The sequence below is a fragment of the Aurantibrevibacter litoralis genome (assembly GCF_034651555.1).
Classification (GTDB): Bacteria; Bacteroidota; Bacteroidia; order Flavobacteriales; family Flavobacteriaceae; genus Aurantibrevibacter; species Aurantibrevibacter litoralis.
This window is the reverse complement of record NZ_JAYEEQ010000023.1, coordinates 14639-29779: the sequence shown is the minus strand read 5'-3', so window position 1 is coordinate 29779 and position 15141 is coordinate 14639. Positions and strand designations below refer to the sequence as shown.

Here is a 15141-nt window from a genome sequence, read left to right as displayed (position 1 = left end):
ACGTTCTCGTATTTGGCATAACCTAAATTTAACCATCTTTGCGGTCAACAATGTAAAATAAGTTTGTTAATTTTACGGTTTGAAAATTTTAAATGGTTTCTAAAATACGAAAAATAGGGGTATTTACCTCAGGAGGGGATTCTCCGGGGATGAATGCCGCAATACGCTCAGTGGTGCGCACCTGCGCTTATATGAAAATAGAATGTGTGGGCATATACAGAGGATACGAAGGGATGATAGAAGGCGATTTTAAGCCCATGGACGCCCGAAGTGTTAATAACATCATCAACAAAGGAGGAACAATTCTGAAATCGGCACGCTCTAAGGAATTCAGAACTAAAGAAGGTCGAAAAATGGCGCATGACCGATTGGTTGCCGCCGGCATTGATGCTTTTATTGTGATCGGTGGCGATGGAAGTTTTACCGGAGCCTTGCTCTTTAATAAAGAATTCAACTTTCCGGTGATCGGGATTCCCGGTACTATAGACAATGACATCTTTGGAACAACCTACACTCTGGGATTCGATACGGCATTAAATACCGTGGTTGATGTCATAGACAAAATACGAGATACGGCCAGTTCGCACAACCGACTGTTTTTTGTAGAAGTGATGGGTAGAGATGTAGGGCATATTGCCTTAAATGCCGGCGTAGGTGCCGGAGCCGAAGAAATCCTGATACCCGAAGAAAATTTAGGTTTAGAGCGCTTATTAGAATCCTTAAAACGAAGCAAAAATTCCGGAAAATCGTCCAGTATTGTGGTCGTTGCAGAAGGCGATAAGACCGGAAAAAACGTGTTCGAGCTAAAAGATTACGTAGAAGAACATTTGCCTATTTACGACGTTCGCGTATCTGTATTGGGGCATCTGCAGCGCGGTGGTTCTCCCTCGTGTTTTGATAGGGTATTGGCTAGCAGAATGGGGGTAAAAGCGGTAGAAGCACTCATGGAAGGAAAAACGAATCTTATGGTAGGGATCCAAGACAATACAATAACATTAACACCTATAAGCAAAGCCATAAAAGGCCATACTAAAATAGATAAGGAACTTTTAAGAGTTTCAGAAATAATGACAACTTAGTACTAATTATATTTAAAATCAGAAAAAATGTCAAATTTAAAAATTGGAATAAACGGATTTGGAAGAATAGGAAGATTAGTCTTCAGAGCCACAGTAAAAAGAGGTGATGTAGATGTGGTGGCTATTAATGACTTGCTAGACGTTGAGCATTTGGCTTATTTGTTGAAATACGATTCTGTACACGGACAGTTCGATGGCACGGTAGAAGTAAAAGACGGCCATTTGGTAGTAAACGGCAAAACAGTGCGCATTACGGCAGAACGCGATCCAAAAAACATTAAATGGGATGCTGTTGGTGCCGCCATAGTAGCAGAGTGTACCGGTATTTTTACCACTTTGGATTCTGCACAATACCATATCGATGGTGGTGCTAAGAAAGTAGTTATTTCTGCTCCTTCCAAAGATGCCCCCATGTTTGTAATGGGCGTAAATCATAAAGACGTAAAAGCATCAGATGTCATTGTTTCTAATGCATCTTGTACTACGAACTGTTTGGCGCCTTTGGCCAAGGTTTTAAATGATAATTTTGGAATAGAAGAAGCTTTAATGACTACGGTACATGCTACTACGGCCACACAAATGACCGTAGACGGGCCTTCTAAAAAAGATTGGCGCGGTGGTAGAAGTGCCTTGTTGAATATTATTCCGGCCTCTACCGGTGCTGCTGTGGCCGTAACCAAGGTAATTCCGGAACTTAAAGGAAAACTTACAGGCATGGCCTTTAGGGTACCCACAGCCGATGTTTCGGTAGTAGATTTAACCGTGCGTTTGGCAAAAGAAACCTCTTATGAGGAAATTAAAAAAGCCTTTAAAAAAGCGTCGGAAGGTGAATTAAAGGGAATTTTGGGCTATACCGAAGAAGCTGTAGTGTCTCAAGATTTTATTAGCGACACTAGAACCAGCATTTTCGATGCCGGTGCCGGAATAGAACTTAATTCTAAATTTTTCAAAGTGGTTTCTTGGTACGACAATGAGGCGGGCTTCTCCAATAAAATGGTAGATCTTATCCAACATATCGCTACACTCTAAGAAGTTTTTAACGATAGAAGATATCCTGAAAATGGCCTTAATGGTGGTATTTTCAGGATTCTTTTTAAATATGGATATATGATATTGATAGTTGATAGTGGGGCAACCAAATCAGATTGGATTGCACTTGATGCGAAGGGTAATCAACTTTTTAGGACACAAACCTTAGGATTGAGTCCGGAAGTGCTAACTCGTCCGATTATAGAAGATCGTTTGGCGAACAATTTCGAGCTCTCTAAGAATAGAGAGAAAATTACACGCCTTCACTTTTACGGTGCCGGATGCGGCACTGAACGCATGCGCAAATTTTTGGGTGGCATATTTAAGGATTTTTTTCCCAATGCTACAACAGAAGTAAAGGAAGATACGTATGCCGCGATTTACGCCACTACAAAGGAGGGAGACCAAAGTATTGTTTGTATTCTGGGAACCGGATCTAATTGTAGTTATTATGATGGTACCAAGGTGATACAGAAAGTAACGTCTTTAGGATATATTTTAATGGATGACGGTAGCGGCAATTTTTTTGGAAGAAAGATTCTTAGAGATTATTACTTTCATAAAATACCCACGGATTTGTCCGAAAAGTTTGCCTCAGAATACAATCTAGATGCCGATGTAATTAAAAATAATTTGTATAAGCAACCCAATCCAAATACCTTTTTGGCAACGTTTGCCCGATTTTTGGTAGAAAATAAAGACCATCCGTATTGTAAAGGGGTTATAGAAAAGGGGTTTCAGCAATTTATTAATAACCACATTATGCAGTTTGATTTGGCCACCAAGGTTCCGATAAGTTTTGTAGGCAGTATTGCGCATTATTTACGGGAAGAATTGGTTTGGGCATTAGAACGCAACGATCTTAGGGTGGGTGTCATTCACCAGCGACCTATAGAAGGTTTAATGAAGTTTCATACAGATACTATGTAACTGCGATCATCGATATTTCTATCCTAACAAATTTCGGGAGGTGAGCTACTTCCACTGTTTCTCGAGCAGGTGCGGTTTCCGAATTAAAATAGGCACCATAGACCGTATTTATTGCAAAAAATTGGTGCATATCGGTTACAAAAATCGATGCTTTTACCACATGTTCAAAGGTCATTCCGGCAGCGTCCAGAATGGCCTTTATATTTTCCATTACTTGCCTTGTTTCCGCTTGGATATCATTTTCTACCAAGAGACCGGTTTCAGGATTTAGAGGAATTTGACCGGAAATGTATAAGGTGTCTCCGGACAAAACAGCTTGACTGTAGGGGCCTATGGGTGCTGGGGCTTTTGGGGTGTGTATAATTTTTTTCATTGGTTTTGTATGAGATATAAGTACGAATATTAACTTTTTGTAATAATTCGGGAGATAAGATGCGCAGTAGACTATCGTCTAGGGGGCTGGCTTCTGTTGTCCCATTTCAGATCCTGAAGAATTGAACTCTTTATGCCAATTCTAAAGAACCATCGCTCGAACTCCCCAAAAGGCGTCCAACTAAAATTCATAAAGAAACTTTTTAAATCGCGTTCAAAACGAAATTGAGTCAATGTAAACCCTTGATTTTTAATATCATAACCCGAAGATACTCCTACTTTCCATCGGGGCGAAAGCGAAAGGTTTCCGGAGAACATTAGCGAATGGCTGGTAAACTCATTTTGGCGATTAGAGTTGCTGTAGTTGGCAGAATAGGCCAAGCGCACATCCCAGGGTATGGTAGTGCCATAGATGGGGTTTTCTACATCATCGGGATCTTTACCCTTATTAATATAATCTGCATTGTTAAAATTATCGGCACGGCCAAACAGGTCGTCATCGCGGCCACCACTAGACTGCACATAATTGTCGCCTGTTTCGTCTTCATCATCCGTCCCTTTTCCTTTTTTTCCAAATGTTTTGCTGTCCAGCGAATACCCTAGGTTCACGTTGGCGCGCGTCAACCGAAATAGACTACCACCATTATCTATATTATAGGTGTTTATACGTCTTCCGTTGTTATCTATCGCAAACGGATCTAAACTTCCCGAGAAATTAACCGACATTTTATTATTGAGGATGGTAGTACCTCCGTTAAAACTCACGGGACTCAATTTAAGGCTATCTGCCTCAAAATTATAGGCGGTAGAAAAATTAAGACTATTCAGGATATTTATTTTTTTTGGTTCTGTGGCCGTAGAATCCTTATCTTTTACTTTGGCCTCAAAGGTATTGGCCAGCGAAAAACTCATCGCATTCGATTTTCCCAAACGCGGCGCACCGTTTAAAGTGCCTTCAAACCTACTAAATTGCACGACATTGCCATTGCCGTCTAAAAAATCTTCGTAAAATTGATCAAAAGATGGGGCATACCCATAACTGATCGATGGCCGCATTACATGCCGTATGGCTTGTATTTTTTTACCTTCTCCAAAATTGAACATTCCGTATAATGTGGTGCCCACACCCACACTTAAGTTGTACTGATTAAAACGATCAAAACCCTTAATGGTATCTCTAACTACAGCCTGCGTGTCCTCGTCAAACCGTCGATTAAAAGTTTCTAAGGTCCATACATCTTCATAATTACCGCCTACGGTAACGCTAAAAAATTTGGCCACTTTAAAATTGGTACTTATGGGGATGGTATGCTTGGCGCCCACTCTGGCATTATCGAACATTTTTGCCGTTAAAAAATCCTCGTCTGTGGTGCGTATTACATTGCGGGCATTAAGGTTATATTGAAAATTGATATTCTGAATAATCCCTTTTTTGATCCCGTCCCTTTTGGCGAAAGGGAAAATACGTTCCATACTTGCTTGCAAGGTAGGCAACGTCATATCAATAACCTCGGTGTTGGTGTTCTGGTTATGGGTAGCGGTAAGGCTTACATTTACCGATGGATACTCGGGAAACGTTTTAGAATAGGATATGGAAGACGACAAGTTATTGATCTGTGTATTCGGGATGTTTCGTTGTTGAAGCGAATTCCGAAAAAACTGACTACTTCCGAGGTTTACAGAGGCCGAAAATCTGGAATTGGGGTTGGCCTTTTGATCCTGAGAATGGGATATTCGTATATTGTAAATGGTGGTTCTGCTAAAGTCACTAAATCCTTTTTGGCTAATGATGAGGTTTTCAAAATTAAAATTGACGTTACCCCTGTATTTATAGCGTTTTACATAGGCCGATTCTGTGCGGAAGCCGTAACTCCCATTTGTGTAGAGATCGCCACTCACATTAAGATCCAAATAGTCTCCTATCGGAAAATAATAACCTAAATTTTGCAGAAAATAGCCTCTATTAGGATCGTTGCCAATGGCCGGAAAAATAAGTCCGCCAGTACGTCCTACACTTAACGGAAAATAGGCAAACGGCAGGGCAATGGGCGTGGGGACATCGGCGATGTACAAGTTACTAAATCCAGCTATTACTTTTTTTTTCGGTACAAATTTGGCCTTTTTTACGCGAATATAGTAATCCGGGTCTATGGTATCTTTGGAGGTGGTAAGTTTACCTTCATTCAAGAAATAGACAGAATCGTTTTCTTTTTTTGTGATATCGGCATAGACTTTCATGGCATCGCTTCCCAATTGACCTAATCCGGCTTGCTGTTCGGTTCGGGAATTCCAAATGAGGGCTTTTTGGGTATCAAAATTAAACCGAATAGAATCCGGAATAACCACATTGGATCCTTGCTTAAAATAGGGAAGTTGGCTGTAATTACCCAAAGAATCTTTAATTCTACCGGCATAAACTTCATTTTTTACATAGTCCATGATAATAATACCTGCTTTTAACTCCGTATCTTGGTAGTAAATTTCGGCTTCGTTGTACAAATATATTTTTTGATCTTTTTGGCTAAGTCGTGCGTAATCCTTTGCCTTGTAATTAATTTTGTCGAGCAGTATGGGTTTATTTTTTTTAATAGAATCTGCTTGTATAGAGTCGGTTACAGCCTTATCTTGGGGTACCGTGAGTGTAAATGCCGGGGGAATGATAGTATCTTGTATAGCTTTAATGGGCAATGGCGTTATCGGAATTTCCTGTCCGAACACAGAAATGCAACCCAGCCAAAGCAGCCCAATAAAAAGTAAATGATGTTTGTTTGATTGCAAGGCTATAAATCCTATTTTTGTAACAATTTGGGTCCTCTAAAGAAGCCCAAACTTACATATATTTTTTATTCTGCCTGTAGCGAATTACGATAAATTTAACCTTGGGAGAGCCCGTGGCAGGTGTTTAAAAAAAATAGATCGTACTCAAGAATATAAACTAAGCCATATCAATGGCTTATGATTTTTTATAGAATTGAAATGCACTACAACATAAAGTCAATACAGGCTTTGTAGATTTTGGTTGAATTTCGTTCCTTTTCAGAGTGCTATCAAAGGATAATGGTTTAAAAATAAATACGTACAATAAATGAAAATCATTGAAGAAGTTGGGATTAATATAAAGGTGAAATACCTAATGCTTCCTATGCTGACATTGCTCTTATTTTTACTGCCTTCTTTTAGTGCTGTAAAAAAAGATGTTGGGAACGATGATAAGTTCGTGGTCGTTTTAGACGCGGGGCACGGAGGACATGATCCCGGGAATTTGGGCAATGGCTATTTAGAAAAAAATATTGCCCTCAATATTGTACTAAAAGTAGGTGAAATTTTAAGCAAGAACCCCGATATTCAAGTGGTTTATACCCGAAAGGACGATACCTTCGTTGACTTGTACAAGCGGGGTGAAATTGCTAATAAGGCCAATGCCGATTTATTTATATCCGTACATTGTGATTCTCATAATTCTGATGCCCACGGCGCAGGAACCTTTGTATTAGGATTGCATGCCAACAAACAAAATTTTGAGATAGCTAAAAAAGAGAACTCCGTAATTTATTTAGAAGATAATTATGATACGCGCTATGCGGCCTATGACATTAATTCGCCCGAATCCGTTATTGGTCTCACCATAATGCAGGAAGAATTTTTGGATCAAAGTATATTATTGGCCAAAATGATGCAAGATAATTTTGCAGCGGAATTAAAACGCAACGACCGAAAAGTGAAGCAAGCGGGCTTTATAGTGCTACATCAAACGTTTATGCCTAGTGTGTTGGTAGAAACAGGCTTTTTAACCAACAAGGAGGAAGGAGCGTATTTAAATTCTAAAAAAGGACAAGCCGAAATGGGAGAGGCTATAGCCAAGGCGGTGCTAAAATACAAAGCAGATCTTGTAGGAAATACAGCCACAACTACAACACCGAAACAAGATGTTCCTGTTGCCGAAAAGGAAGTTGCTGCTTCAACGGGCGCAGGTACTGGAACTTCCAGGGCAGTGACACCAGCTATTACGCAGGAGGTGCCCAAAAAGTCGGTGCCAGAAGGGGAATTTCCTAAAAAAGACAAAACGGAAACAGTTACTCAGGGTACAACGCCGGAGGTTACAAAAAAAGAGGAACTAAAAACACCGGTTGTAGAGGACAAAAAGGAGGTTGCCGTGATCGCAAGTAGCGAAAAGAAAGATCCGATGCCGGCAGTTGTTGAAAAAAATGTGCCGGCAGTAAAAGAAAATGTCGTATTCAAAGTACAACTTATGGCGAGTTCCAAAGATTTGCCGTTACGCTCAGAAGACTTTAAGGGACTGAATAAATTGTCCAAGGAACCGATTAACGATTTATTTAGATATATGTACGGTAACACCTCGTCCTACACCGAAGCCAAACTATTAAAGACCAATGCGGATGCCAAAGGCTATACCACCTCGTATATTGTGGCCTATAAAGATGGGGTGCGCATACCTTTGCAAGAGGCCTTGAAATACGTATCGGAATAATGGCCTGTCTTCTAAAAAATATTTCTAATTTTGTTTACATACTAAAACGATCCTTTTGAAGATAACCAGGGAAATTAAAACAGGTATTATTGTCATTGGCGGTATTCTGTTATTCATTTTGGGGTTTAGCTACCTGAAATCCACGCCGCTTTTCGAAAACAATAAGATATTTTATGCGGTATACCAAAATATAGGTGGCTTGCAAACCGGCACGTCCGTTACCATTAACGGATTTAATGTAGGCAAGGTTATCGATATAAAGTTTAAAGACAAAACAGGCAGTTTGCTGGTTACTTTTTCGGTAGATAACGGGTTTACATTTTCTAAGAACAGCAAGGCCGAGTTGTACGATACCGGAATTATCGGAGGAAAGGGTATTCAGATAAAAGTGGCTTTAGACGGTGCCGAAATTGCCAAATCCGGGGATACGTTGGTTTCCGACATTAGACCCGGACTTACAGAAATTGTGCAGCAAAAACTCAATCCGTTACAATTAAAGGTCGAAGGTGCTATTTCTAATGCCGATTCGCTGCTGATTAATTTTAATGAGGTGCTGGATAATGGCACTAAAAAAGATTTGAAGGAAAGTATTTCGGGGTTAAACCAGCTCATTAATAGCCTTCAAGGTGCTACAGTAGCACTACACCAATTGCTAGAAAACAATAAAGATCAGTTGGAAAATTCCATTGTGAATATGAATACCATAACCACAAATTTTTCGAAACTTTCCGATTCCATTGCGCAAGCGGGTTTACCGCAAACCATGGAAAGTTTGCAAGCCACCATGCAACATATGGAACTGCTTTTAGGGAAATTAGAAAAAGGCGAAGGTAGCATGGGGAAGTTAATGAAGGATGAAGCGTTGTACAACAACCTATCCAGTGCATCCAAGGAATTGGATTTATTGCTTCAGGATTTCCGATTAAATCCAAAGCGGTATGTAAATGTTTCGGTGTTTGGCAAAAAGCAAAAAGAATATACCCTACCCGAAAACGACCCTGCTGAAAACATAAAGGATTAACGATGAATTATCTGCCCAATGTTCTATTTGCCCTCGTTCTAGCTTTTGGAATAGGATTTTTCGTGAAGAATGTGAAGCGGCTCTACCGCAATATCAACCTAGGCAAATCCATTACGGTAGACGATCATAAACCTCGGCGATGGAAAAATATGGTAAAAATTGCCTTAGGGCAAACCAAAATGGTGGTGCGTCCGGTGGCCGGAATATTGCATATTGTAGTCTATTTGGGCTTTATTATCATTAACTTGGAGGTGTTAGAAATTGTGTTAGATGGCCTATTGGGTACGCATCGTCTTTTTGCTTCTTTAGGTGTTCTTTACGATGTGCTCATAGGTTCTTTTGAGCTGTTAGCGCTTGGTGTTATCGTAGCCGTTATTTTGTTTTGGATACGAAGAAATATCATTCGGCTAAAACGCTTTATAAAGCCCGAAATGCAAGGTTGGCCTAAGAACGACGCCAATCTTATCTTGTATATCGAGTTGGTTCTTATGACCCTTTTTTTAACGATGAATGCAGCCGATCAGCAATTGCAAATTCTAGATGTAGCCCATTACACAAAGGCAGGTGCATTTCCCGTAAGTCAGTACTTGCTACCCTTGTTCGACCAAAGTTCCATTGCTACACTAATTTTTATAGAGCGGACTGCCTGGTGGCTTCATATTGTGGGCATCTTATTTTTTCTGAATTATCTCTATTATTCCAAGCATTTACATATTTTATTGGCTTTTCCCAATACCTATTACGGCAAGCTCTATCCTAAGGGGCAGTTAACCAATTTGGAATCGGTGACCAGAGAAGTAAAGCTAATGCTAGATCCTTCGGCAGATCCTTTTGCTGCCCCGGCTCAGGATGCCCCCATCCCTGAAAAATTTGGAGCTTCGGATGTGGCAGATCTCAATTGGGTGCAGTTATTGAATGCATATACCTGTACCGAGTGTGGACGTTGTACAAGTGAATGTCCGGCCAATAGTACCGGAAAGAAATTATCGCCCCGTAAGATTATGATGGATACTCGGGATCGCTTGGAAGAGGTAGGTAAAAACATCGAAAAGAACAAAGGTACCTTTGTGGCAGACGGCAAACAGCTTTTAGGGGATTATATTACAGCCGAGGAACTATGGGCTTGTACGTCATGTAATGCCTGCGTGGAAGCATGCCCGGTAAGCATCGATCCTTTGTCTATTATTATAGATATGAGACGCTATTTAGTGATGGAACAGTCTGCCGCTCCTTCAGATCTTAATACAATGATGTCTAATATTGAAAATAACGGTGCCCCGTGGCCTTTTAATCAAATGGACCGCCTTAATTGGGTACAAGAATCTTAAATACGAAAGAGAAGAAATACGAAGATAGAAGTACAAAGTACAAAGTACAAAGTATGAAGTTAGAAATACGAAATACGAAGAGGGAATTAATGCGGACAACGAACAACCATCAACTGTCAACCAACAACGGACAACCATCAACGATTTGAAAATTTGAAAATGTAGCAATTTGAAAATGTACCAATGTATCAATGAAACAATTTTACGAACAACCGACAACGATTTGAAAATTTGAAAATGTATCAATGTATCAATGAAACAATTTTACGAACAACCATCAATATAGAATGAACAACAAGTTGCGTTTTCAAATCTTTTTATCCCCCTCCTTGGGAGGGGCTAGGGGAGGTCTTTTGGTAAAACATTTCAGGACGTAAAATTCTGAAAACCATCAACGAATGTAGAAGTACGAATTACGAAGTAAAACCATCAACGATCAACGAACAACGATCAACGAATAACGAAAACTATGTCAGAAGAACTAAAAGTGCCTACTATGGCGCAATTTTTGGCTAAAGGTGAACAACCGGAGGTATTGTTTTGGGTAGGTTGCGCCGGTAGTTTTGATGATAGAGCAAAAAAAATAACCAAGGCCTTTGTAAAGATTTTACATAAGGCCAAAGTGCGTTTTGCGGTATTGGGTACAGAGGAAAGCTGCTCCGGGGATCCGGCTAAAAGGGCGGGAAACGAATTTTTGTTTCAAATGCAAGCGATCACCAACATCGAAGTCATGAATGCCTATGAGGTAAAAAAAGTGGTTACGGCCTGTCCGCATTGTTTTAATACCCTCAAAAATGAATATCCCGAACTTGGTGGTACTTACGAGGTAGTACATCATACCCAGTTTTTGCAACAACTGCTTCAAGAAGGTAAAATAGCTTTGGAAGGCGGTCAGTTCAAAGGAAAACGCATTACGTTTCACGATCCCTGTTATTTGGGACGGGCGAATAACGTTTATGAAGCACCTCGGGAATTGATTCGAAAACTGGATGCCGAGCTGGTAGAAATGAAAAATTGTAAAAAGAAGGGGTTGTGCTGCGGTGCTGGAGGTGCTCAAATGTTTAAAGAGCCCGAGAAAGGTACAAAAGATGTGAATATTGAACGTACAGAACAGGCTTTAGAAACCAATCCCGAAATTATCGCTGCCGCCTGTCCTTTTTGCAATACCATGATGACCGACGGCGTTAAAAACAAAGAAAAAGAAGCGACAATAAAGATTATGGATATCGCTGAATTAATTGCCACTGCGGCAGATTTATAAAATGTAGCTATGTTAGTAGATTTTGAAACACTACCCGATGAATCCAGAGTGTGGGTTTATCAGGCAAACCGTAGTTTTACCGCCAATGAGCTAGCTGATATTCGGCAAAGTTTAGACGAATTTATTCAGGAATGGACAGCCCATGGGAGCGCTCTTAAGGCCGGATACGACATAAAATATAATCGTTTTATTACCTTGGCTTTAGACCAGTCTCAAACTGCTGCTTCAGGTTGTTCTATTGATGCGTCGGTACACTTTATACAACACCTGGAAAAGAAATTTGAGGTGCAATTATTAGACAAAATGAACGTTTCCTTTAAGCAAGGCGAGTACGTGGCTTATAAACCCTTAAACGAGTTTAAAAAAATGGCCAAGGAAAAGGCGGTCTCCAAGCACACTATTGTGTTTAATAATTTAGTGGTGGATAAATACGAATACCTAAATCATTGGGAAGTACCTGCCGAAGAAAGTTGGCACAGTCGTTTCATGTAAAAGGATTGTAAGAAACTTCTGAAATACGATATGGAAAGGCAGCAGCATCAAACATTCAATCTCATTTTATAACATAACATTATGTTACAAATGGGTTAAATAGCGCACCATTAATCCCCTATTTTTAGTACCTTAATCGATGAAATGCATCAATGATGCACTGCTAAGGCTTTTACTACAGATTACCTTAAATTATGCGTGTAAACTTATTTATTTTTATTTTCCTCTTTTCTTTTCTTTTAGTAAAAGGGCAACAAAATCCGCTTATCACAAAGGATACGTTAGCCCAACAAATATGGGTAGACGATACCTACGCCTCTTTGTCTTTAGATGAAAAAATAGGACAGCTTTTTATGGTGATGGTTGCTTCGGAACAGGAGAAGGCCCAAACGGATAAAATTAAAACGCTGGTTCAGAACCATCATTTAGGTGGGGTTATTTTTTCAAAAGGAGGCCCTGTACGTCAAGGGAAACTTACCAACGAACTTCAATCTGTTTCCAAGATTCCCTTGCTCATTGGTATGGATGCAGAATGGGGATTGGCTATGCGGCTAGACTCTACCTATGCCTTTCCGTGGAACATGACCTTGGGTGCTATAACAGATACTACCATAGTAGAAAAAATAGGGCGGAGGATAGGGCTTCATGCCAAACGGATGGGTGTACATATCAATTTTGCGCCCGATATCGATATCAATACCAATCCGGCCAATCCCATTATCGGAAATCGATCTTTTGGAGAACAGAGGGATAATGTATCAGAAAAAGGCATTGCTTTTATGAAAGGGATGGAAAGTGCCGGAGTACTCGCCATGGGCAAACATTTTCCCGGTCACGGAGATACAGCGGTAGATTCTCATTTGGCATTGCCGGTGATTCCTTTTAATGCCGCGCGACTAGACAGCGTAGAATTGTATCCGTTTAAGCGATTGATTAATGAAGGACTTAGTGGTGTAATGGTAGCACATTTGAATGTGCCCGGCTTAGAACTAAAGGAAGGTTTGCCCTCATCCTTATCGGAACAAATTATATCCTATGAACTCAAAGAAAGATTAAATTTTCAAGGGCTAATTTGTACCGATGCCTTAAACATGAAAGGGGTTGCCAATTATGCAGACGAAGGCCAGGTTGCCGTCGCTGCTTTTTTGGCCGGTAATGATATTTTATTAATGCCGGTAGATTTTGCAAAAGCAAAAGCAAAATTTTTAGAGGCCTACACCAAGGGTCGTATTACAGAGGAGCGATTGGCACACTCCGTAAAGAAAATTTTGATGTCTAAATACAAAGCCGGGCTGCATCAGTATCAACCTATAGAACTAAAAAATCTACATCAGGATTTAAATACCTTAGAAGACGATCTTGCCTATGAAGAAGCCATAGAAAATGCCGTAACCGTATTAAAAAATGACTTTTCCCTGTTGCCGATTAAAAAATTGGACAATAAAAAAATAGCCTACGTAAAGTTCGGTGATGCCGATAGCGATACTTTTTTAGAGACCATGAACAAGTACACTACCGTAACGCAAATCAATGCCGGGGACCTCGCTTCATTAAAAAGTAAATTGGCCGATTATAATCTTATTGTTGTGGGTCTCCACCGTAGCAATGAAAGTCCATGGAAGCCGTATAAGTTTAGTAATAAGGAACTGACTTGGTTGCAGGAAATAGCTCAGGAGCGCAGTTCTAATCTTATCCTAACGTTGTTTGTAAAACCGTATGCCCTATTAGAAGTAACCTCCTTTGATACTGTCGATGCCCTAGTTGTAGCCTATCAGAACAGCGCCATAGCACAGCAGAAGGCGGCCGAATTTATTTTTGGTTCACTGCCGGCCAAAGGAAAATTACCCGTAACAGCACATCCTGTTTTCCCGGCAGGCACCGGGATAGAGGTCTCGTCTTTAATGCGCTTAGGGTACAGTTTTCCGGAGCGGGTGGGACTTAGTACAGCGAAGTTGGCTACTATAGACAAGCTGGTTCAAAATGGGATCGATTCCTTAATGTATCCAGGAGCACAAGTGCTAGTAGCGCGTAGGGGTAAAGTAGTGTATGAAAAAGGCTTCGGAAAACCGACCTATACCTCCGATGACAAGATTACTACAGAAAGCATATACGATTTGGCATCACTTACCAAAATTTTGGCCACATTACCGGTAATTATGAAAATGGAAGAGGAAGGGAAAATCTCTCTAAACACGACATTTCAGGAAATGGTGCCGACGTATGCCGATTCAGAACTAAAAAATGTGACGGTACTAAAAGCGATGTCGCATTATGGGCGATTACCGGCCTGGATCGCCTTTTATTTGGATACGTTAGACAAAAGTCGAAAACCCTCTGGCGAGTTTTATCGCAATGCGCCCCTCAATGGATTTTCGATAAAAGTAACAGACAAGCTGTACCTCGCCGACACCTACAAAGACTCTATTTACAATAGAATTGGGCGACAAGAACTAAAATCGAACCGGTACCGTTATAGTGATATTGCCTATTTTGTTTTTAAGAAGTACATAGAAGATTATTACAAAGAAGGCTTGGATGAGGTAGTCCATAAACAATTCTATAAGCCCTTAGGGGCGTTTCGTACCGCTTTTAACCCCTTAGAAAAATTTCCGCTAAATCAAATTGTACCTTCGGAAGAAGATAATTACTATCGGTATCAAAAAGTTCAGGGCTATGTACACGATATGGGTGCCGCCATGTTGGGTGGGGTAGGAGGACATGCCGGACTTTTTAGCAATGCCAACGACGTAGCCAAAATAATGCAAATGTACCTGCAAGATGGGTTTTATGGAGGTGAACGTTTTTTGGATGCCCGGACGATTAAAAAATTCAATACGTGCTATTTTTGTGACCAACAGGTGCGTAGGGGCGTTGGTTTTGATAAACCCGATTTGCACGGTAATGGTGCAGCCTGTAGCTGTGTTTCACGGAAAAGCTTCGGACACAGTGGTTTCACTGGAACCTACACCTGGGCCGATCCGGATGAAGAATTGGTCTATGTGTTTTTGTCTAACAGAACCTACCCTTCAGCCACGAACACGCTGTTGGCGAAATCCGGATTACGGGTGCGCATTCAAAAGGCAATTTACGATGCCATTTTAAATTAAACCGTAGTTTTGTAAAAACAGTGAGGGGTATTT

The 15141-nt window shown here is 40.5% G+C and carries 11 protein-coding genes; 9 read left to right on the top strand and 2 right to left on the bottom strand.

Annotated features, from left to right (window positions below):
• Positions 1-92 precede the first annotated feature (92 nt).
• The 3 genes from pfkA (at position 93) to U1E44_RS14945 (ending at position 3038) form a co-directional block, all read left to right on the top strand.
• A complete protein-coding gene (pfkA, locus tag U1E44_RS14955) occupies positions 93-1079 on the top strand; it encodes a 6-phosphofructokinase (RefSeq protein WP_322931914.1) in 987 nt (328 codons plus the stop codon).
• A 27-nt stretch (positions 1080-1106) separates the two neighbouring features.
• Positions 1107-2108, top strand: a complete 1002-nt coding sequence (gene gap / locus U1E44_RS14950) for a type I glyceraldehyde-3-phosphate dehydrogenase (protein ID WP_322931913.1) — start codon at positions 1107-1109, stop codon at positions 2106-2108.
• A gap of 78 nt (positions 2109-2186) precedes the next feature.
• The gene (locus U1E44_RS14945; RefSeq protein WP_322931912.1) at positions 2187-3038 is read left to right on the top strand and encodes a hypothetical protein; all 852 of its coding nucleotides are present in this window, start codon (positions 2187-2189) and stop codon (positions 3036-3038) included.
• On the opposite strand, the gene U1E44_RS14940 is transcribed toward U1E44_RS14945, so the two are convergent.
• A complete protein-coding gene (locus U1E44_RS14940; RefSeq protein ID WP_322931911.1) occupies positions 3031-3411 on the bottom strand; it encodes a RidA family protein in 381 nt (126 codons plus the stop codon). The genes U1E44_RS14945 and U1E44_RS14940 overlap by 8 nt on opposite strands.
• 71 nt (positions 3412-3482) lie before the next feature.
• Positions 3483-6188 carry a putative LPS assembly protein LptD gene (locus U1E44_RS14935; protein ID WP_322931910.1) on the bottom strand — a complete coding sequence of 902 codons (2706 nt, stop codon included), beginning with the start codon at positions 6186-6188 and terminating at the stop codon, positions 3483-3485.
• Between the two features lie 307 nt (positions 6189-6495).
• Between U1E44_RS14935 and U1E44_RS14930 the strand changes: the two genes are divergently transcribed.
• The 6 genes from U1E44_RS14930 to U1E44_RS14905 all read left to right on the top strand — a co-directional run bounded on the left by U1E44_RS14930 (position 6496) and on the right by U1E44_RS14905 (position 15108).
• Entirely contained in the window at positions 6496-7899 is a 1404-nt protein-coding gene (locus U1E44_RS14930; RefSeq protein WP_322931909.1) for an N-acetylmuramoyl-L-alanine amidase family protein, read from the top strand.
• Between the two features lie 55 nt (positions 7900-7954).
• Entirely contained in the window at positions 7955-8920 is a 966-nt protein-coding gene (locus tag U1E44_RS14925; protein ID WP_322931908.1) for an MlaD family protein, read from the top strand.
• A gap of 2 nt (positions 8921-8922) precedes the next feature.
• Positions 8923-10248, top strand: coding sequence for a (Fe-S)-binding protein (locus U1E44_RS14920; RefSeq protein WP_322931907.1), 1326 nt, complete (start codon positions 8923-8925; stop codon positions 10246-10248).
• Positions 10249-10717: 469 nt separating this feature from the next.
• Positions 10718-11509 carry a (Fe-S)-binding protein gene (locus U1E44_RS14915; protein ID WP_322931906.1) on the top strand — a complete coding sequence of 264 codons (792 nt, stop codon included), beginning with the start codon at positions 10718-10720 and terminating at the stop codon, positions 11507-11509.
• Positions 11510-11518: 9 nt separating this feature from the next.
• A complete protein-coding gene (locus U1E44_RS14910) occupies positions 11519-12001 on the top strand; it encodes a hypothetical protein (protein WP_322931905.1) in 483 nt (160 codons plus the stop codon).
• Positions 12002-12195: 194 nt separating this feature from the next.
• A complete protein-coding gene (locus tag U1E44_RS14905) occupies positions 12196-15108 on the top strand; it encodes a glycoside hydrolase family 3 N-terminal domain-containing protein (RefSeq protein WP_322931904.1) in 2913 nt (970 codons plus the stop codon).
• Positions 15109-15141: the final 33 nt, after the last annotated feature.